Below are 16,460 nucleotides of genomic sequence, written 5' to 3'. Positions count from 1 at the left end.
GATTTCGTCATGACCGAGAGCAGTACCCGTACGTTCACCCGGATCGCGATCGGCCTCCAGACGCTCACGCTCTTCTTCCAGGCGACGACCGCCGGGCTGCTCCTCGCCACCTCCTACGGCGAGACGTTGCACAGCGTGGGCGCGCGGGTGATGTACGGGGCGACGATGCTCTACGTGCTCGCCGCCGTCCTCGCCTGGAAGCCGGGCGGCGGCTCGCCGCGGCCGGTCCTGTACTCCACCGGGTTCCTCGTCCTCGCCTCCGTGCAGGTGGTGCTCGGCATCGCGCACCTGCCTGCCGCGCATGTACCCCTCGGGGTCCTCATGTTCGGCCTGAGCGTCCTCGACCTGGGCCGATCGGTGGCCCCGATGGCCCCATCGGCAGGACGCCCCACTGGCGCGTGGACCGGGATCAGCCCTCGTTCGTAGCGTCATGGGCATGAGAAACGAGACCAGGGGAAACCTCGAACTGACCGCCGCCATGGTGCTCTCCGGCACCCTCGGCATCTTCGTCGTCGAGTCGGGGGCCTCCCCGTTCGACGTCGTCTTCTTCCGGTGCCTCTTCGGGGCCCTCGCCCTCGGGGCCTACAGCCTGGCGCGCGGCTTCTTCACCGGGCACGGGTTCACCGCGAAGAAGCTCGGGCTCGCGGCGCTCGGCGGGGCGTTCATCGTCTTCAACTGGGTGTTCCTCTTCGAGGCGTACGAGGCCACCTCGATCTCCTTCGCCACCGTCGTCTACCACACACAGCCGTTCTTCCTGGTGCTCCTCGGCGCCGCCGTCCTGCGGGAGCGGATCAGCGCCGCGAAGGTCGGCTGGCTCGCCGTCGCCTTCGCCGGGCTCGTTCTCGTCTCCGGCATCCGGCCCGGGGACACGGCGTCGCTGAAGGGCCTCGGCTTCGCGCTCGCCGCCGCCGTGCTCTACGCCCTGTCGACGATCGTGACCAAGCGGATCAGCGGCGTACGGCCGCATCTGATCGCGCTCGTGCAGGTCACCACGGGCATCCCGCTCCTGCTGCCCTTCGCCGACTTCGGCGAGGCCGCGCGGCTCGGGGCCGGGTGGGGCTGGCTCGTCGGGCTCGGGGTCATCCACACCGGAGTGATGTACGTGCTGATGTACGCGGCGTACGCCAAGCTGCCCACCGCCCGGATCGCCGTACTCGCCTTCACCTACCCGGCCGTCGCGATGGTGGCCGACTGGGCCGTGTACGGGCACCACATCGGGCTCGTCCAGGCGTTCGGCGTCCCGCTGATCGTGCTCGCCAGCCTCAGGGTCACCCTCGCTGCTCGGACACCAGCCGCCGCGCCTGCTCCACGAACAGCCGGACGTGTTCCGGAAGCCGCTTCCCCCGTCGCCACGCGATCTGCGTGAAGAGAGTGAAGGGCGGCTGCCAGTCCAGTGCCACCAGGGCCCCGGACGCCAGTTCCTCGCGGACGGCGATCCGGGGCAGCAGTGCGATGCCGAGCCCGGCCGCCACGCCCCGCTTGCTCGCCTCGATCGTGCCGTACTCGGTGAACACCGGCCCGTACGGCCGCAGTTCCGCCTCGAACAGATCCCGGTACGCGCACCCCGGCTCCGTGCCCACGAGCGCCGCGCCCGCGAGCTCCGCGGCGGTGAGACCGGTCCGGCCGGCCAGCGGGTGGCGCGGCGAGGCGAGCAGGACCAGCGGCTCCTCGGTGAGGACCTCGCTCTCCAGACCTTCGTGCTCCGTCTCCCGTTCCATCAGGAGCCCGAGGTCGTACGTCCCCACCCGCAGCGCCTGCCGGGTCGCGTCGCCGAGTGTGGGGCGCAGCGCGAGCCGGACGCCCGGGTAGCGGTGGTGGAAGAGTTCGAGGAGCGGCGTCAGGCGGTAGGAGGTGAGCGACTCCATGGTGCCGACGGCGATCGTCCCGGCCGGTTCGCCGCCCCCGGTGACGGCGGCGCGGGCCTCGTCGGCGAGGGCGATGATCTGGCGGGCGTACGGCAGCAGCCGCTCGCCCGCCTCGGTGAGCCGGATCCGGGAGCCGAGCCGCTCGAAGAGGTCCACGCCGAGGGAGGACTCCAGGGCGCGGATCTGGCTGGTGACGCTGGACTGGGCGTAGGTGAGCTCGGTGGCGGCCCGGGTGAAGGACCCCATCGCGGCGACCTTCTCGAAGGTCACGAGGAGCCGGAGCTCCATGTCAGGCCTTCTCGCCTTCCTCGCCCCGCGCCTCGCCGCCCTGCTCGCGGCGCTTCAGTTCCTCCTCGCGGCGGCGCAGGTCGGCCTCCCAGTCCTTGAGCAGGGACTCGTCCTTCTTGTTCTCTTCGCGCAGGGACTTCAGGAACTCGGGATTGTCGTCCGGCGCGATCCACTCGTGGCGGTGGTTGGCGTGCCACTCGGAGGGCGTGCGGCCGCCGACCGGGGGCCGGCGCAGCTTGCCGGCCGCGAACCAGACGATCGGTCCGACGATCCAGAAGAGCAGGATGATGATGACCCAGACGACCTTGGGGAGGTGCTTGACCTCGTCCTCGGGGGTGTTGAGGCAGTCGATCAGCGAGTAGATGACCAGCGCCAGCGGCAGGATGAACATCAGTGCCCTGAGCATGTGGGACGGCCCCCTGGAAGCAACGGCGGGCAGCGTGTTTCGGCGGCCCCGGTGACGCGCCCAGCCTAGCCGGTGACCGATACTGACCCCTATGGCTTACGACGATCTCCGCTCGCTGCTCCGGGCGCTGGAGCGCGAAGGCGACCTCAAGCGCATCAAGGCCGAAGTCGACCCGTACCTGGAGGTCGGGGAGATCGTCGACCGGGTGAACAAGGCGGGAGGTCCGGCGCTCCTCTTCGAGAACGTCAAGGGCTCCGCCATGCCCCTCGCGATGAACGTGTTCGGCACGGACCGGCGTCTCCTCAAGGCGCTCGGCCTGAAGTCGTACGGGGAGATCAGCGAGAAGATCGGCGGGCTGCTCAAGCCGGAGCTGCCGCACGGCTTCGTCGGGGTGCGGGAGGCGTTCGGGAAGCTGGGCTCGATGGTCCATGTGCCCCCGAAGAAGGTCAAAGAGGCTCCTGTCCAGGAGGTCGTGCTCACCGGCGACGACGTCGACCTGGACCGGCTGCCGGCCCTCTTCACCTGGCCGAAGGACGGCGGCTCCTTCTTCAACCTGGGCCTGACCCACACCAAGCACCCGGAGACCGGGGTCCGCAATCTCGGCCTCTACCGGCTCCAGCGGCACGACAAGCGCACCATCGGCATGCACTGGCAGATCCACAAGGACAGCCGCAACCACTACGCGGTGGCGGCGGAGCGCGGTGAGCGGCTGCCGGTCGCGATCGCCTTCGGCTGCCCGCCGGCCGTGACGTACGCCTCCACCGCCCCGCTGCCGGGCGACATCGACGAGTACCTCTTCGCGGGCTTCGTGCAGGGCAAGCGGATCGAGATGGTCGACTGCAAGACCGTCCCGCTCCAGGTCCCGGCGCAGGCGGAGGTGGTGATCGAGGGCTGGCTGGAGCCGGGCGAGATGCTGCCGGAGGGGCCCTTCGGTGACCACACCGGCTTCTACACGCCGCAGGAGCCGTTCCCGGCGCTGAAGATCGACTGCGTCACGATGCGGAGGCGTCCGCTGCTCCAGTCGATCGTGGTCGGCCGGCCGCCGACCGAGGACGGGCCGCTCGGGCGGGCCACGGAGCGCTTCTTCCTGCCGCTTCTCAAGATCATCGTGCCGGACATCGTGGACTACCACCTGCCGGAGTCCGGCGGCTTCCACAACTGCGCGATCGTCTCGATCGACAAGAAGTACCCGAAGCACGCGCAGAAGGTCATGCACGCCATCTGGGGCGCGCACATGATGTCGCTGACCAAGCTGATCATCGTGGTCGACAAGGACTGTGATGTGCACGATCTGCACGAGGTGTCCTGGCGGGCGCTCGGCAACACGGACTACGCCCGCGACCTGACGGTCGTCGAGGGCCCGGTGGACCACCTGGACCACGCCTCCTACCAGCAGTTCTGGGGCGGCAAGGCGGGCATCGACGCGACGAGGAAACTGCCCGAGGAGGGCTACACCCGGGACGGCGGCTGGCCGGACATGGTCGAGTCGGACCCGGCGACGGCGGCCCTGGTGGACCGCCGCTGGAAGGAGTACGGGCTGTGACCACCGCCGCGGTGCCGGGCGCCCGGCCCGGCCGTACGAAGGCGTTCCTGCGCCTCGTGATGATCGAGCACTCGGTCTTCGCGCTGCCCTTCGCGTACATCGCCTCGCTCACCGCGATGTTCCAGCTCGACCAGCGGATCCACTGGTGGACGCTGTTCCTGGTGACCGTGTGCATGGTGGGTCTGCGGACCTTCGCCATGGCGTGCAACCGGATCATCGACCGCGAGATCGACGCGCGTAATCCGCGCACCGCGAACCGGGAGCTGGTGACGGGGGCGGTGTCGGTGCGGTCCGCGTGGACCGGGGCCGGGGTGGCCGTCGTGGTCTTCCTAGGGGCGGCCGCGCTGCTCAACCCGCTGTGCCTGGCGCTCGCGCCGCTCGCCGTCATCCCGATGGTGGTCTATCCGTACGGCAAGCGGTTCACCAACTTCCCGCACGCGATCCTCGGCCTCGCCCAGGCCATCGGCCCGATCGGCGCGTGGCTCGCGGTGACGGGGGAGTGGTCCTGGGACGCGGTGATCCTGGGCCTCGCGGTCGGCATCTGGATCGGCGGCTTCGACCTGATCTTCGCCTGCCAGGACGTCCAGGCGGACCGCGCCCACGGCGTCATGTCCGTCCCGGCCCGCTTCGGCATCCCGGCCGCCCTGTGGGGCGCGCGGGTGTCGGCGGTCGTGACGACGGGCCTGCTGGTCTGGTACGCGCTGGTCACGGACGCGGGCGGGTTCTTCTGGGCCGGGCTGGTGGTCGTGGCGGTCGCCTTCTGCTACGAGCACTCGATCGTGAAGCCGCACGACCTGTCCCGCCTGAACCGGGCGTTCTTCACGACGAACGGCTTCATCGGCGTCTGTCTCTTCCTGTGCGCGCTGCTCGATCTGCTGGTGCGCGGGCTGACGCTCTGAGCTCTGAGGCCCAGGCCGCTCTGGCACCCGGGCCGCGCTGACACCCGGGCCCGGCCGGTCCCGCGTGCTTACGCGCGGAGCGCGGACGGGCCCGGGCGACGGCGCGGCAGGAAGGCCGCGCCCGCGCCCGCGAGCAGTCCGAAGAGGTGGCCCTGCCAGCTGATGCCGGCCTGGGGGACCAGGCCGGTGAGCAGGGTGCCGCCCCAGAGCGCGGCGACTGCCAGGCCGACGACCACCTCCAGCGGGCGCCGGTTCACGAAGCCGCGGGTCACCAGATAGCCGAACAGGCCGAAGACGACGCCGGAGGCGCCGGCCGTGATGCTGTTCGACGGGGAGAACAGCCAGACCCCGAGCCCGTCGGCGACCACGATCAGGGCGACGACGCCGAGGAGCCGCCGGATCCCGCCGAGTGCGGCGAGGAAGCCGAGCACAAGCAAGGGGACGCTGTTCGAGGCGACGTGTCCGAAGCCGAAGTGGAGGAAGGCGGCGGGCACGATGTGCGCGAGTCCCGCGGTCTCGCGCGGGACGATGCCGTACGCGTCCAGGGCGTGCCCGGTCGCGAAGTCGACGCCCTCCAGGACCCACAGCAGGGCGACCCAGCCCGTCATCAGTTTGACGGCGGCCTTCGCCCGGTCGGCCCGACTCCACTCCGGGATCCCCGTGGCGCCCCCGCCGGCGGTTCCGTTCCAGGTCATCGCAGCCCCCCTGCGTGTTGCGCGTACCCCGCGCGGTGAACGTCGGGGGCACCTTACCGACTGCCCGGCACGCCCCGCCGGATAGGCTCGTCGGCGTGGAGCGCGTGGAGCCGGAGAACAGCAAGCAGCGTCGTCCCTGGGTGGTCGGGGTGTCCGGGGCGTCCGGGACGCCGTATGCCGCCGCCGTGGTGCGGGGGCTGCTCGCGGCGGGGGAGAGCGTCGATCTGGTGGTGTCGCGGGCCTCGCGGCTGACGCTGCTCGACGAGACGGGAATCGCGTTCCGGGACGCGCACTGGCGCGAGGACCTGGCCGTGTGGCTGGCGCGGGGCGCCGACGGGAAGCCCGGCACCTTCGGCGGTGTCGACGTGAGCGACGTGCGGTACTGGGCGGCCGGGGACCTGGCCGCGGGGCCGTCCTCGGGGTCGTACCCCGTCAAGGGAATGCTGGTGGTGCCGGCGTCGACGGCCGCGGTGGCGGGTATCGCGCTCGGGCTCTCGAAGGATCTGCTGCAGCGGGTCGCGAGCGTGACGCTCAAGGAGCGGCGGCCGCTGGTGGTCGCCGTGCGGGAGACGCCGCTGAACGGGCAGACCCTCAGGCACATGGTGGCGCTGGACGAGGCGGGCGCCGTGGTGCTGCCCGCCTCTCCAGGGTTCTACGCGGGTGCGACGCACATCCAGGACCTCGTGGACTTCGTCGCGGGGCGGGTGCTCGACGCGGCAGGGGTGCCGCACCGGCTGTACCGCCGTTGGGAGGGAGAGCTCGGTGGAGCACTCCGGACCCCGTAGAGGACTAGCGCTTCTTGGCGGCCTTCTTGGCGGCGCGCTTCGCAGCGGCGGAGGTCTTGTACGCACGCGAGCGGTTGGCCAGGTCCTGCAGCTCGCGCATACGGGCGTAGGCCATCTCGATCGTGTACATGGTGGACACCACTCCTGAAAGATCGTCTTTGATCCACTGAAAGATTCACAGGGTGTCGGCCCCTGTGTACCTTAGATTCTATACCTAAACTCGCGGTACCGCTGGACAATGGAAGGTATTTCCCTATGGACGCCGTGGACAGTCAGCTCATCCAGGCCCTGCGCGAGAACGGCCGGGCCTCGTACGCCGAGCTCGGGCGGCTCGTCGGGCTCTCCGGCCCCTCCGTCACCGACCGCATCAACCGTCTGGAGGCCGCCGGGGTCATCACCGGCTACCGCGCCACCGTCGACGCGGCCTCCCTCGGCCTCGGTGTCACCGCCCTCATCGGCATCTCCCTCTCCGACGCCGCCGACCACGAGGACGTGGCCCGGCGTCTGAAGGACCTCGCCGAGATCGAGGACTGCTGGTTCATCGCCGGCGACGACTCCTTCATGCTCAAGGTCCGCGCCAGCGACGTCGACGGCCTGGAGAAGACGATCCGCCGCCTCTCCGGCACCAAGGGCGTCTCGCGCACCCGGACCACGATCGTGCTCTCCACCAAGTGGGAGAACCGGGTCGGAGAGCTGCCGGAAAGCGTCTGAGAGTACGGTTGGGACGCCTGAAGACGGAGATATGGGAGGCGGGCTTGATGGACGCTGGGCTCAAGCGTGAGCTGGAGCAGAAGGTGCTGGCCGGTGAGCGGCTGAGCCGCGAGGACGGCATCGCGCTCTACGCGTCCGACGACCTCGCCTGGCTCGGCGGTCTGGCCCACGAGGTCCGGACCCGCAAGAACGGCGACGTGGTCCACTTCAATGTCAACCGGCATCTGAACATGACCAACGTCTGCACCGCCTCCTGCGCCTACTGCTCCTTCCAGCGCAAGCCGGGCGAGAAGGACGCGTACACCATGCGCATCGAGGAGGCCGTGCGCCTCGCGAAGGCGATGGAGAGCGAGAATCTCACCGAACTCCACATCGTCAACGGGCTGCACCCCAACCTGCCCTGGCGCTACTACCCGCGCTCGCTCTCCGAGCTGAAGAAGGCGCTCCCGGACGTCTCCCTCAAGGCCTTCACCGCCACCGAGATCCACCACTTCGAGACCATCTCGGGGCTCAGCGCGAGCGAGATCCTCGACGAGCTGATCGAGGCCGGTCTGGAGTCGCTGACCGGTGGCGGCGCCGAGATCTTCGACTGGGAGGTCCGGCAGCACATCGTGGACCACGACACCCACTGGGAGGACTGGTCCCGGATCCACCGCCTCGCGCACGAGAAGGGGCTCAAGACCCCGGCCACGATGCTGTACGGGCACATCGAGGAGCCGCGCCACCGCGTGGACCATGTGCTGCGGCTGCGCGAGCTCCAGGACGAGACCGGCGGCTTCCAGGTCTTCATCCCGCTGCGCTACCAGCACGACTTCGTGGACATGAAGGACGGCAAGGTCCGCAACAGGCTCCAGGCGCGGACCACGATGGCGACCGGCGCCGAGGCCCTGAAGACCTTCGCCGTCTCCCGGCTGCTCTTCGACAACGTCCCGCACGTCAAGGTCTTCTGGGTGATGCACGGCGTCCAGACCGCGCAGCTGGCCCTCCAGCACGGCGCGGACGACATGGACGGCTCGGTCGTCGAGTACAAGATCACGCACGACGCCGACAACTACGGCACCCCGAACAAGCTGACCCGGGAGGACCTCCTGGAGCTGATCCGGGACGCCGGCTTCCGGCCGGTCGAGCGCAACACGCGCTACGAGGTCATCCGCGAGTACCCGGGTCCGGACGCCGGGCGCCGCGAGTCGCCGCAGCCGATGCGGGTCTGACCCTCGGGGTCCGCCCCCCTCGGTACGAGCTACGGGCTACGGGCTACGGGCTACGAGTCACGAGTCACGAGTCACCTCAGCGTCAGCAGCATCGCGATGTCGTCGCGGTCGTCGCCCGGGGCCACCCGGATGGCGGCCGGGACGCGTCCGACCTCCTTGTAGCCGGCCCGCGCGTAGAAGGTGTCGACGCCGGTGCCGCCGCGGCAGGTGAGCCGGATCGCCTCGATGTGCTCGAAGCCCTCGGCGGTACGGGCGGCGTGCTCGGCAGCCGCCATGAGGTCGAGTCCGTACCCCTTGCCCTGGTGCCTGGGGTGCACCATCACCGTGTACAGCCACACCCAGTGCGTCATCAGGCGGTGGCTGTTGTACGTGAAGAACGCGGTCGCGGCGATCTCGCCGTCCGCGTCCCGGCCGACGAGCAGCCGGGTGTCTCCCTTCGCCATGCCGACCAGGTGCTGGAGCAGCGCGGGCCGGATCTCCTCCGGTGTCACGGGCGGGACGAAGCCGACGGCGCCGCCCGCGTTGGAGACGTCCGCCCAGAGGGCGAGGACGCCGTCGCGCAGGGCGCGGTCGACGGCCGGATCCAGCTCGAAGGTAAGGGTCATGGCGGCAGCTTATGTATTACCTCGGGGAGGCTCAAGGGTCTTCCGACCTTCGGCCGTACGGATCGGGACCTTCGGCCCGTCGGGGACACGTCAAGAACGGGGTACCTTCTCAGTGGAGCTTGTGAAAGCTTTCACGAGAGCCCGCCCCGTCGAAAGAAGGCCCCGTCATGGCACTTCACGCGCCGGATCGCGCCACCGGTCGCACCACCCTCCCGGGTGACCGGGACGACGTCGTCGTCCGCTCGGCCGTCGCCCGCCGGCTCCTCGCCGTCACCCGCGTCCTCGTCGGCTTCTACTTCCTCTGGCCCTTCCTCGACAAGACCTTCGGTCTCGGCCGGAGCACCCCGGCGGCCGGGGCGTGGGTCGAGGGCGGACACCCCACCGAGGGCTTCCTGCTCCACGGCACCGCCGGCCCGTTCGCCCACATCTTCGACTCGGTGGCCGGGGCCTGGTGGCTCGACACCCTCTTCATGCTCGGCCTCCTCGGTGTCGGACTCGCGATGATCCTCGGCATCGGCATGCGGATAGCCGCCGGCGCCGGAACCCTGCTGGTGGGCTTCATGTGGCTCGTCACCCTGTGGCCCGACACCAACCCGTTCCTCGACGACCACTGGCTGATCGCCCTGCTGCTCCTCGTCACGGCGGCGACCGGCGCGGGCGCGTACTACGGGCTCGGCGCCTGGTGGGCCCGGCTGCCGATCGTCCGCGACCAGCGCTGGCTGATCTGAACCCCGGCTCCGGTGATCGTCCCTCCCCGTGCTTCACTGGAGGGACGATCGTCCGTTATGGGAGGGACTCGTATGCTCCGCTACACCCTGATGCGCCTCGGCATCTTCGCGGGCAGCTTCCTGGCGCTGTGGGGCCTGGTCTATGTCGGCGTGCTGCCGCGTGGCCTCGGCGACTCCAACCTCCTCTGGGTGCTGCTGCTCTCGCTGGTCGTCTCGGCGCCGCTCAGCTTCGTGCTGCTGCGCAAGGAGCGGGACCGGATGAGCGTCGACATCGTCCGGAAGGTCGACCGCGCGAAGGGCCGCCTGGAGGCCAACCGCTCGGCGGAGGACGCCGCGTGACGGCGCGGAGCGCCGCGTAACGCACCTCACACAGAGTCACCCGGGACACCCCGGGCGGGAGCTTCGAAGGCTTCCGCCTGGGGTTTTCTGCGTTTCCAAGGGGGTTTCGCAGGGGTGCCCCCGAAGTGCACATCAAAGAATCGCTTTGAGGTTCTCAAAGTTCAAGTGTTAACGTGCTGCCATGACGACCGCAGTGCGCCTCCTCGATGCCGCGAGCACCCCGCTCGTGGCGCGCCTGCACGTCGATCTGTGCCGCTGTATGTCCGCGGTCTGTTGCCGCGCGCTCTGATCACCGATCTCCGATCTCCGATCACTGATCACTGATCCCCGATCACCGATCCCGGCATCATGCAGCGGCCCGCGCCCCGAGCGTGTGCGCCGCACCCCCGTCCCCTTCATGGAGTGTGTCCGTGTCCGCGTCTTCCGTGCGCATACCCAAGGTCCCGTTCTGGGCCCAGATCGTCGCCGGTCTCGTCATCGGCGTCCTGCTCGGCTGGCTCGCCCGCAGCCAGGACATCGGCTGGCTGCAGGAGACCCTCGCCCAGGTCGGCGGCATCTTCGTCCAGCTGCTCAAGCTGGCCGTCGCCCCGCTCGTCTTCTTCGCGATCCTCGTCTCCATCACCAACCTGCGGAAGGTCAACAACGCGGCCCGGCTCGCCGCGCAGACCCTCGTCTGGTTCATGATCACCTCGCTGATCGCGGTCGGCATCGGCCTCGCGATCGGCCTGATCACCGACCCGGGCGCCGGCACCGGCCTCAGCCCGAAGGACGGCAAGCTGCCCGAGCACACCGGCAGCTGGATCGACTTCCTCACGGGCATCGTCCCGACGGACGTCATCACGCCCTTCACCGAGCTGAACGTCCTGCAGATCGTCTTCATGGCCGCCGTCGCCGGCATCGCCGCCCTCAAGCTCGGCGCCAAGGCCCAGCCGATCCTGTCCCTCTCCGAGTCGGCCCTCGAACTGCTGCAGAAGGCCCTGTGGTGGGTCATCCGGCTCGCCCCGATCGGCACCGCCGGCCTCATCGGCCGCGCCATCGTGAACTACGGCTGGGACCTCATCGGCAAGTACGCGACCTTCACCGCCGACGTCTACATCGGCTGCGCGCTGGTCCTCTTCGGCGTCTACCCGCTGCTCCTCGCGACCGTGGCCAAGCTGAACCCCGTCCAGTTCTTCAAGGGCGCCTGGCCCGCCATCCAGCTGGCCTTCGTCTCCCGCTCCTCCGTCGGCACCATGCCGGTCACCCAGCGGGTCACCGAGCGCCTCGGCGTCCCGAAGGAGTACGCCTCCTTCTCCGTGCCGTTCGGCGCCACGACCAAGATGGACGGCTGCGCCGCGATCTACCCGGCGCTCGCCGCGATCTTCATCGCGCAGATCTTCGACGTGCAGCTGGGCGTCAAGGAGTACCTGCTCATCGCCTTCGTCTCGGTGATCGGCTCGGCGGCCACCGCCGGTCTCACCGGCGCGACGGTCATGCTCACCCTGACCCTGTCCACCCTGGGCCTGCCCCTGGAGGGCGTCGGCCTGCTCATGGCGATCGACCCGATCCTGGACATGATGCGCACCGCCACCAACGTGGCCGGGCAGGCGCTGATCCCGGTGATCGTCTCCGCCCGCGAGAAGATCCTGGACCGCGCCGCCTACGAGTCCGCCTCGGCCTCCCCGGTCGACGACCTGGTGGACGACCTCGTCGTCGAGCAGAAGACGCCGGTCGCCGCAGCGGCCTGACGCTGTAGCGCACCCGGTCGCGAGGCCCGCACCCCTTCGGGGGCGCGGGCCTCGCGCGTACCCGTAGGCTGGCCGCGTGGCGGGGACGAGGAGGCTGCCGCGCGAGGTGCGCGAGCGGCAGATGATGGACGCGGCCGTGCTGACCTTCGGCCGGCGCGGGTACCAGGCGGCGTCGATGGACGAGATCGCCGAGCTCGCGGGGGTCTCCAAACCGCTGGTCTATCTCTATCTGCACTCCAAGGAAGAGCTGTTCACCTCGTGCATCCGGCGTGAGGCCGAGGCGCTGCTCGGCGTCGTGGCCGCCGCCGTGGAGGGCGACGGACCGGCCGAGGAGCGCCTGTGGGCGGGGGTGCTCGCCTTCTTCCGGCACACCGCCGGACACCCGGACGCCTGGGCCGTGCTCAGCCGGCAGGCGCGGGCGCAGGGCGAGCCGTTCGCGACCGAGGCCGAGCGGATGCGGGAGCGGATCGCCGGGTACGTGGCGCGGCTCATCGCGGCCGCCGCGCCGGGGCCGTGCGACGCCGAGGGCCTCGCGCAGGCGCTGGTCGGCGCGGCCGAGTCGCTGGCGAACTGGGCGAACGGGCGGCGGGCCGAGGTGCCGCCGGAGCGGGCGGCCGAGACGCTGATGGGTCTGGTGTGGCGGGGCCTGGTGAGCCTGGACCCGGATCTGTCCAAATCCCTCTCCACACCCTAGATTTACTCGGAAGTAAGGTTACTGTCCGGTTCTCGCCCAGAGGAGCCGCACATGCCCGTCCCCGAGCGCGCCCTTGCGCCACGGCCCGAGCCCACGCCCGAGTTGGTCCGCGTCGACGGCATCGTGCGGGAGGCCTCCGTACCCGCGCTCGTGCCGCCGCCGCGCCGCGGCTCCCTCGCCGACCTGCCGTACGAGACCGCGCGCGAGGCCCCGGCCGCCCCGCTCTTCTCCCGCAAGGGCCCCGGCGGCGTCTGGACCGACATCACCGCCTCCGCCTTCGCCGCCGACGTGCACTCCGTCGCCAAGGGCCTCGTCGCCCAGGGCCTGCGCCCCGGCGACCGGCTCGCCCTGATGGCCCGCACCCGCTACGAGTGGACCGTGCTCGACTTCGCCGCCTGGGCCGCCGGACTCGTCACCGTCCCCCTCTATCCGACCTCCTCGGCCTACCAGGTCCGCTGGATCCTCCAGGACTCCGGCGCCGCCGCCTGCGTCGTCGAGGACGCCGCCCAGGCGCGCCTCGTCTCCGGCGAACGCCGCCAGCTGCCCTCCCTCGGACACCTCTGGGTGCTCGACTCCGGCGCCGTCGACCAGCTGCGCCGGGCCGGCGCCCATGTCGCCGACGAGGCCGTCACCGCCCGCCGCGGACTGCTCACCCCGGAGACCCTCGCCACCCTCATCTACACCTCCGGCACCACCGGCCGCCCCAAGGGCTGCGCCCTCACCCACGCCAACTTCTTCGCCGAGGCCGACAACGCGGTCGCGCTCCTCCACCCGGTGTTCAGCGCCGCGGGCAAGGACCCCGCCTCGGCCCCCTCCACCCTCCTCTTCCTGCCCCTCTCCCATGTCTTCGGGCGGATGGTCGCCATCGGCTGCGTCCGCGCCCGGGTCCGGGTCGGGCACGCGCCGTCCGTCGAGGGCGACGAACTCCTCGCCGACCTGGCCTCCTTCCGCCCCACCTTCCTCCTCGCCATCCCCTACGTCCTGGAGAAGGTCTTCCACACCGCCCGCGCCACCGCCGAACGCGCGGGCCGCGCCGCCGTCTTCGACCGCGCCGCCCAGGTCGCCGAGCGCTACGGCCGCAGCACGGCCGCCGCCACCCGCCCCACCCTCGGCCTGCGGGCGGCCCACGCCCTCTACGAACCCCTCGTCTACAAGCGCATCCGGGCCGCGTTCGGCGGCCGCCTCAAGCACGTCATCAGCGGCGGCTCCCCGCTCGGCGCCCGGCTCGCCGAGTTCTTCTCCGGTGCGGGCATCGAGGTCTACGAGGGGTACGGCCTGACGGAGACCACCGCCGCCGCCACCGTCACCCCGCTGCACGGCCCGCGCCCCGGCACCGTCGGCCGCCCGCTGCCCGGCACCTCCGTACGGATCGCCCGCGACGGCGAGATCTGGGTCAAGGGCGGCCATGTCTTCGCCGGTTACTGGGACGCCCAGCGCGGCGCCGCCCTCCCGTACACCGACGAGGGCTGGTTCCCCACCGGCGACCTCGGCGCCCTCGACGACGAGGGCCATCTGCGGATCACCGGCCGCAAGAAGGACATGATCGTCACCTCCGCCGGCAAGAACGTCGCCCCCGCGCCCCTGGAGGACTGGCTGCGCGCCCATCCGCTGGTCGCCCAGTGCATGGTCCTGGGTGACGACCGGCCGTACGTCTCGGCGCTCGTCACCCTGGACCACGAGGGCCTGCTCCACTGGCGCCGGATGCGGCACAAGGACCACCTGGCCCTGTGGGAACTCACCCGCGACCCCGAACTCCTCGCCGTGGTGCAGCGGGCCGTCGACGACGCCAACCGGCTCGTCTCGCGGGCGGAGTCGATCCGCGCGTTCCGGGTGCTGACCAGGGAGTGGACGGAGAGCAGCGGACACATGACGCCGTCGCTGAAGCTGAAGCGGAGGGCGGTGCTGAGGGACTTCGCGAAGGAGATCGAGGAGATGTACGAGAGGTAGGGCTACGGGCCCGGGCTCACGGCCAGAGGAGTTCGCGGGTCCAGCCGCTCGGGTTCCTCCGGTACCGCAGCCGTACGTGCCGGCGCCGCTCGTCCCCCTGGAAGAACTCGACCTCCTCGGGCTCGACCACGTACGGCGTCCAGCTCTCCGCGTGCGCGTCCGGCTCCTGCAGGGCCCGCTCCCAGGCTGCGGCGCTCGCGTCGGCCAGTTCGCCGAGCGAGCCGAGGGGTTCGCTCTGGTGCCCCACGAGCGCGGAGGCGAGCGCTCCGGTCGTCCGGGCGTGCAGATCCGCGTACGCCTCCTCGCGCGTCCCGGCGGCCACCCGGCCCCGTACCCGCACCTGGCGGCCCTGCGCGGGCCAGTAGAAGGTGAGCGCCGCCTCGGGCCGGGCGGCGAGCTGGCGGCCCTTGGCGCTGCCCGCGTGCGAGGCGAAGTGCCAGCCGCGCGCGTCCGCCCCGTGCAGCATCACGATCCGCGCGTCCGGCCGTCCGTCGCCGTCCACCGTGGCGAGCGTCATGGTGTGCGGCTCGACCGCCCCGGCCGCGACCGCCTCGATGAACCAGCCGTGGAAGAGCGCGACCGGCTCCTCCGGCACGTCCGCCGGATCGAAGCCGGGCAGCTCGGTGTCCCAGACCCGGAGAGACCGCAGGGCCTCCTGAAAACGCCGCTCGTCGTCCGGTTCGTCGTCCAGTCCTTCGTTCATGGCGTCCATCATGAGGCCATCATGAGGCCAGGCGGTGGGCCTCGTACGCCCCGTACTCCTTCAGCGGGACCGCGTTCGCCGCCTTCTGGATGTCGTCCCGGATCTTCTTCGCGATCAGGTTCTTCCAGGGCGTCCTCGGCAGCGTCCGGACCATGAACATGCGCAGGGCGATCTTCCACCTGGTGTCCACGGTCAGCTCCTTCACGAAGCCCTCGGCCATCCGCTGGTTCTGCTCGACACCCGGCCGCATGACCGCCTCGTACGCCGCGAAGGCGCGCTCGTGGGCGCCGCCGGCCGCCGCGAGTTCGCCCGCCAGGACGTAGGCGCCGGTGAGGGCGAGGCCGGTGCCCTGGCCGGAGGCGGGGGAGGCGCAGTGGGCGGCGTCGCCGACGAGGACGACCCGGCCGCGCGACCAGCGGTCCATGCGGATGAGGGCGACGGAGTCGAAGTAGAAGTCGTCCGCGTCGGCCGAGTCCGCGATCAGGGCCGGGATCTCCCAGTCGTCGCCCGCGAACGCCTTGGCGAGCAGGCGCTTCTGGGCGGCGGTGTCGTGGTGGGCGTAGGGGAGTTCGTCGGGGGCGGAGAAGATGAAGAGGTTCTTCGCGGTGTCGGAGCGCTCGCCGGCCGTCGCGTAGACGCAGACCAGCTTGTGCGGGAGGGCGTGGTAGGTCTCCCAGCGGGTGAGGCCGAGCCGGTTGGGCGCCGAGAAGATGGAGATGTACGCGCCGAGGTGCCGCCGGAAGCGCCGCTCGTCGCCGAAGACGAGCCGCCGGGTGTGCGAGTGCATGCCGTCCGCGCCGACCACCAGGTCGAAGCGCCGGACGGTGCCGGAGTCGAAGGTGACGGTCACGCCGTCCGCGTCCTCGTCGAGGCGGGCGATGGAGTCGCCGAAGAGGTACTCGACGTCGTCGCGCGTCCGCTCGTACAGGATCCGGGCCAGGTCGCCGCGCATGATCTCGTCGTCCCCCTCCTCCCGGCCGCCGAAGATCTCGGCCGGCAGCTCGCCGATCGTGCGGCCGCGGGAGTCGACGTACGAGCCGCCCGCCATGTCCGTGGAGCGGGCGCGGACCTCGTCGAGGATGCCCATCCGCGCGCAGATCTCGATGGCGCCGCCGCGCAGGTCGACCTTGTAGCCGCCGGTGCGCAGGGCGGGGGCCTTCTCGACGACGGTGGGGACGAACCCGTAGCGGTGCAGCCAGAGGGCGAGGGCGGGGCCGGCGACGGAGGCGCCGGAGATCAGGACGGTCTTGGAAGGGCGGACGGAGCTGGTCATGGCAGGACTCCTTGTCGGGTGGGTGCGGGGCCGCGTCGGCC

The 16,460-nt window shown here is 70.9% G+C and carries 19 protein-coding genes; 12 read left to right on the top strand and 7 right to left on the bottom strand.

What is annotated here, in order from left to right; all coding sequences use genetic code 11:
• Positions 1 to 9 precede the first annotated feature (9 nt).
• Complete coding sequence (locus tag AB0C73_RS26175; RefSeq protein ID WP_362534616.1) at positions 10 to 426, top strand: hypothetical protein; 417 nt, start codon at positions 10 to 12, stop codon at positions 424 to 426.
• A gap of 10 nt (positions 427 to 436) precedes the next feature.
• Positions 437 to 1,366 (top strand): DMT family transporter, encoded by a 930-nt coding sequence (locus AB0C73_RS26170; protein ID WP_362534613.1) that lies wholly within the window; start codon positions 437 to 439, stop codon positions 1,364 to 1,366.
• Here AB0C73_RS26170 and AB0C73_RS26165 read toward each other — a convergent pair.
• Both AB0C73_RS26165 and AB0C73_RS26160 read right to left on the bottom strand, forming a co-directional pair.
• A complete protein-coding gene (locus AB0C73_RS26165) occupies positions 1,269 to 2,153 on the bottom strand; it encodes a LysR family transcriptional regulator (protein WP_362534611.1) in 885 nt (294 codons plus the stop codon). The two genes, AB0C73_RS26170 and AB0C73_RS26165, sit on opposite strands and share 98 nt — an antisense overlap.
• A gap of 1 nt (position 2,154) precedes the next feature.
• Positions 2,155 to 2,559: a PLD nuclease N-terminal domain-containing protein gene (locus tag AB0C73_RS26160; RefSeq protein ID WP_362534610.1), complete on the bottom strand. Its 405-nt coding sequence runs from the start codon at positions 2,557 to 2,559 to the stop codon at positions 2,155 to 2,157.
• Between the two features lie 91 nt (positions 2,560 to 2,650).
• On the opposite strand from AB0C73_RS26160, the gene AB0C73_RS26155 reads away from it, so the two are divergent.
• Positions 2,651 to 4,102: a menaquinone biosynthesis decarboxylase gene (locus AB0C73_RS26155; RefSeq protein WP_362534607.1), complete on the top strand. Its 1,452-nt coding sequence runs from the start codon at positions 2,651 to 2,653 to the stop codon at positions 4,100 to 4,102.
• A complete protein-coding gene (mqnP, locus tag AB0C73_RS26150) occupies positions 4,099 to 5,001 on the top strand; it encodes a menaquinone biosynthesis prenyltransferase MqnP (protein ID WP_362534604.1) in 903 nt (300 codons plus the stop codon). The genes AB0C73_RS26155 and mqnP overlap by 4 nt, the downstream gene beginning before the upstream one ends.
• Before the next feature lie 68 nt (positions 5,002 to 5,069).
• Here the strand turns inward: mqnP and AB0C73_RS26145 are convergent, their stop codons facing one another.
• Positions 5,070 to 5,696 (bottom strand): rhomboid family intramembrane serine protease, encoded by a 627-nt coding sequence (locus AB0C73_RS26145; protein WP_362534601.1) that lies wholly within the window; start codon positions 5,694 to 5,696, stop codon positions 5,070 to 5,072.
• 104 nt (positions 5,697 to 5,800) lie between these two features.
• Here AB0C73_RS26145 and AB0C73_RS26140 point away from each other — a divergent pair, with 104 nt between their 5' ends.
• On the top strand, positions 5,801 to 6,481 hold the full coding sequence (locus tag AB0C73_RS26140) for a UbiX family flavin prenyltransferase (RefSeq protein ID WP_362534775.1): 681 nt from the start codon (positions 5,801 to 5,803) through the stop codon (positions 6,479 to 6,481).
• A gap of 4 nt (positions 6,482 to 6,485) precedes the next feature.
• On the opposite strand, the gene AB0C73_RS26135 is transcribed toward AB0C73_RS26140, so the two are convergent.
• Positions 6,486 to 6,611: a hypothetical protein gene (locus AB0C73_RS26135; protein ID WP_362534598.1), complete on the bottom strand. Its 126-nt coding sequence runs from the start codon at positions 6,609 to 6,611 to the stop codon at positions 6,486 to 6,488.
• Positions 6,612 to 6,736: 125 nt separating this feature from the next.
• Between AB0C73_RS26135 and AB0C73_RS26130 the strand changes: the two genes are divergently transcribed.
• Together AB0C73_RS26130 and mqnE are read left to right on the top strand one after the other, a co-directional pair.
• Positions 6,737 to 7,192 (top strand): Lrp/AsnC family transcriptional regulator, encoded by a 456-nt coding sequence (locus tag AB0C73_RS26130; RefSeq protein WP_362534596.1) that lies wholly within the window; start codon positions 6,737 to 6,739, stop codon positions 7,190 to 7,192.
• Between the two features lie 47 nt (positions 7,193 to 7,239).
• Positions 7,240 to 8,403: an aminofutalosine synthase MqnE gene (gene mqnE / locus AB0C73_RS26125; protein WP_362534593.1), complete on the top strand. Its 1,164-nt coding sequence runs from the start codon at positions 7,240 to 7,242 to the stop codon at positions 8,401 to 8,403.
• A gap of 71 nt (positions 8,404 to 8,474) precedes the next feature.
• Here the strand turns inward: mqnE and AB0C73_RS26120 are convergent, their stop codons facing one another.
• Complete coding sequence (locus AB0C73_RS26120) at positions 8,475 to 9,008, bottom strand: GNAT family N-acetyltransferase (RefSeq protein WP_362534590.1); 534 nt, start codon at positions 9,006 to 9,008, stop codon at positions 8,475 to 8,477.
• 167 nt (positions 9,009 to 9,175) lie between these two features.
• Here AB0C73_RS26120 and AB0C73_RS26115 point away from each other — a divergent pair, with 167 nt between their 5' ends.
• The 5 genes from AB0C73_RS26115 (at position 9,176) to AB0C73_RS26095 (ending at position 14,443) form a co-directional block, all read left to right on the top strand.
• The gene (locus tag AB0C73_RS26115) at positions 9,176 to 9,736 is read left to right on the top strand and encodes a hypothetical protein (protein WP_362534588.1); all 561 of its coding nucleotides are present in this window, start codon (positions 9,176 to 9,178) and stop codon (positions 9,734 to 9,736) included.
• A gap of 72 nt (positions 9,737 to 9,808) precedes the next feature.
• A complete protein-coding gene (locus AB0C73_RS26110) occupies positions 9,809 to 10,075 on the top strand; it encodes a DUF4229 domain-containing protein (RefSeq protein WP_362534585.1) in 267 nt (88 codons plus the stop codon).
• Between the two features lie 410 nt (positions 10,076 to 10,485).
• Positions 10,486 to 11,802: a dicarboxylate/amino acid:cation symporter gene (locus AB0C73_RS26105; protein WP_362534582.1), complete on the top strand. Its 1,317-nt coding sequence runs from the start codon at positions 10,486 to 10,488 to the stop codon at positions 11,800 to 11,802.
• Between the two features lie 121 nt (positions 11,803 to 11,923).
• Positions 11,924 to 12,496 carry a TetR/AcrR family transcriptional regulator gene (locus AB0C73_RS26100; protein WP_362534773.1) on the top strand — a complete coding sequence of 191 codons (573 nt, stop codon included), beginning with the start codon at positions 11,924 to 11,926 and terminating at the stop codon, positions 12,494 to 12,496.
• A gap of 51 nt (positions 12,497 to 12,547) precedes the next feature.
• Positions 12,548 to 14,443 carry an AMP-binding protein gene (locus AB0C73_RS26095; protein ID WP_362534579.1) on the top strand — a complete coding sequence of 632 codons (1,896 nt, stop codon included), beginning with the start codon at positions 12,548 to 12,550 and terminating at the stop codon, positions 14,441 to 14,443.
• A 16-nt stretch (positions 14,444 to 14,459) separates the two neighbouring features.
• On the opposite strand, the gene AB0C73_RS26090 is transcribed toward AB0C73_RS26095, so the two are convergent.
• Together AB0C73_RS26090 and AB0C73_RS26085 are read right to left on the bottom strand one after the other, a co-directional pair.
• Positions 14,460 to 15,146: a pyridoxal 5'-phosphate synthase gene (locus AB0C73_RS26090; RefSeq protein ID WP_362534576.1), complete on the bottom strand. Its 687-nt coding sequence runs from the start codon at positions 15,144 to 15,146 to the stop codon at positions 14,460 to 14,462.
• Positions 15,147 to 15,165: 19 nt separating this feature from the next.
• Complete coding sequence (locus tag AB0C73_RS26085) at positions 15,166 to 16,419, bottom strand: FAD-dependent monooxygenase (RefSeq protein WP_362534573.1); 1,254 nt, start codon at positions 16,417 to 16,419, stop codon at positions 15,166 to 15,168.
• Between the last annotated feature and the right edge of the window lie 41 nt (positions 16,420 to 16,460).

The organism is Streptomyces sp. NPDC048623 (assembly GCF_040650755.1).
In the GTDB taxonomy this organism is placed as follows: Bacteria; Actinomycetota; Actinomycetes; order Streptomycetales; family Streptomycetaceae; genus Streptomyces.
Note: the sequence above shows the minus strand (reverse complement) of the source record. Positions and strands in the feature narration are given on the sequence as shown.

Bases quoted from the DNA above. Each gene is read 5' to 3' on its own strand.
- AB0C73_RS26175 (WP_362534616.1), top strand. From the start codon at position 10: ATGACCGAGAGCAGTACCCGTACGTTCACCCGGATCGCGATCGGCCTC.
- AB0C73_RS26170 (WP_362534613.1), top strand. From the start codon at position 437: ATGAGAAACGAGACCAGGGGAAACCTCGAACTGACCGCCGCCATGGTG.
- AB0C73_RS26165 (WP_362534611.1), bottom strand. From the start codon at position 2,153: ATGGAGCTCCGGCTCCTCGTGACCTTCGAGAAGGTCGCCGCGATGGGG.
- AB0C73_RS26160 (WP_362534610.1), bottom strand. From the start codon at position 2,559: ATGCTCAGGGCACTGATGTTCATCCTGCCGCTGGCGCTGGTCATCTAC.
- AB0C73_RS26155 (WP_362534607.1), top strand. From the start codon at position 2,651: ATGGCTTACGACGATCTCCGCTCGCTGCTCCGGGCGCTGGAGCGCGAA.
- AB0C73_RS26145 (WP_362534601.1), bottom strand. From the start codon at position 5,696: ATGACCTGGAACGGAACCGCCGGCGGGGGCGCCACGGGGATCCCGGAG.
- AB0C73_RS26135 (WP_362534598.1), bottom strand. From the start codon at position 6,611: ATGTACACGATCGAGATGGCCTACGCCCGTATGCGCGAGCTGCAGGAC.
- AB0C73_RS26130 (WP_362534596.1), top strand. From the start codon at position 6,737: ATGGACGCCGTGGACAGTCAGCTCATCCAGGCCCTGCGCGAGAACGGC.
- mqnE (WP_362534593.1), top strand. From the start codon at position 7,240: ATGGACGCTGGGCTCAAGCGTGAGCTGGAGCAGAAGGTGCTGGCCGGT.
- AB0C73_RS26120 (WP_362534590.1), bottom strand. From the start codon at position 9,008: ATGACCCTTACCTTCGAGCTGGATCCGGCCGTCGACCGCGCCCTGCGC.
- AB0C73_RS26115 (WP_362534588.1), top strand. From the start codon at position 9,176: ATGGCACTTCACGCGCCGGATCGCGCCACCGGTCGCACCACCCTCCCG.
- AB0C73_RS26110 (WP_362534585.1), top strand. From the start codon at position 9,809: ATGCTCCGCTACACCCTGATGCGCCTCGGCATCTTCGCGGGCAGCTTC.
- AB0C73_RS26100 (WP_362534773.1), top strand. From the start codon at position 11,924: ATGATGGACGCGGCCGTGCTGACCTTCGGCCGGCGCGGGTACCAGGCG.
- AB0C73_RS26095 (WP_362534579.1), top strand. From the start codon at position 12,548: ATGCCCGTCCCCGAGCGCGCCCTTGCGCCACGGCCCGAGCCCACGCCC.
- AB0C73_RS26090 (WP_362534576.1), bottom strand. From the start codon at position 15,146: ATGAACGAAGGACTGGACGACGAACCGGACGACGAGCGGCGTTTTCAG.
- AB0C73_RS26085 (WP_362534573.1), bottom strand. From the start codon at position 16,419: ATGACCAGCTCCGTCCGCCCTTCCAAGACCGTCCTGATCTCCGGCGCC.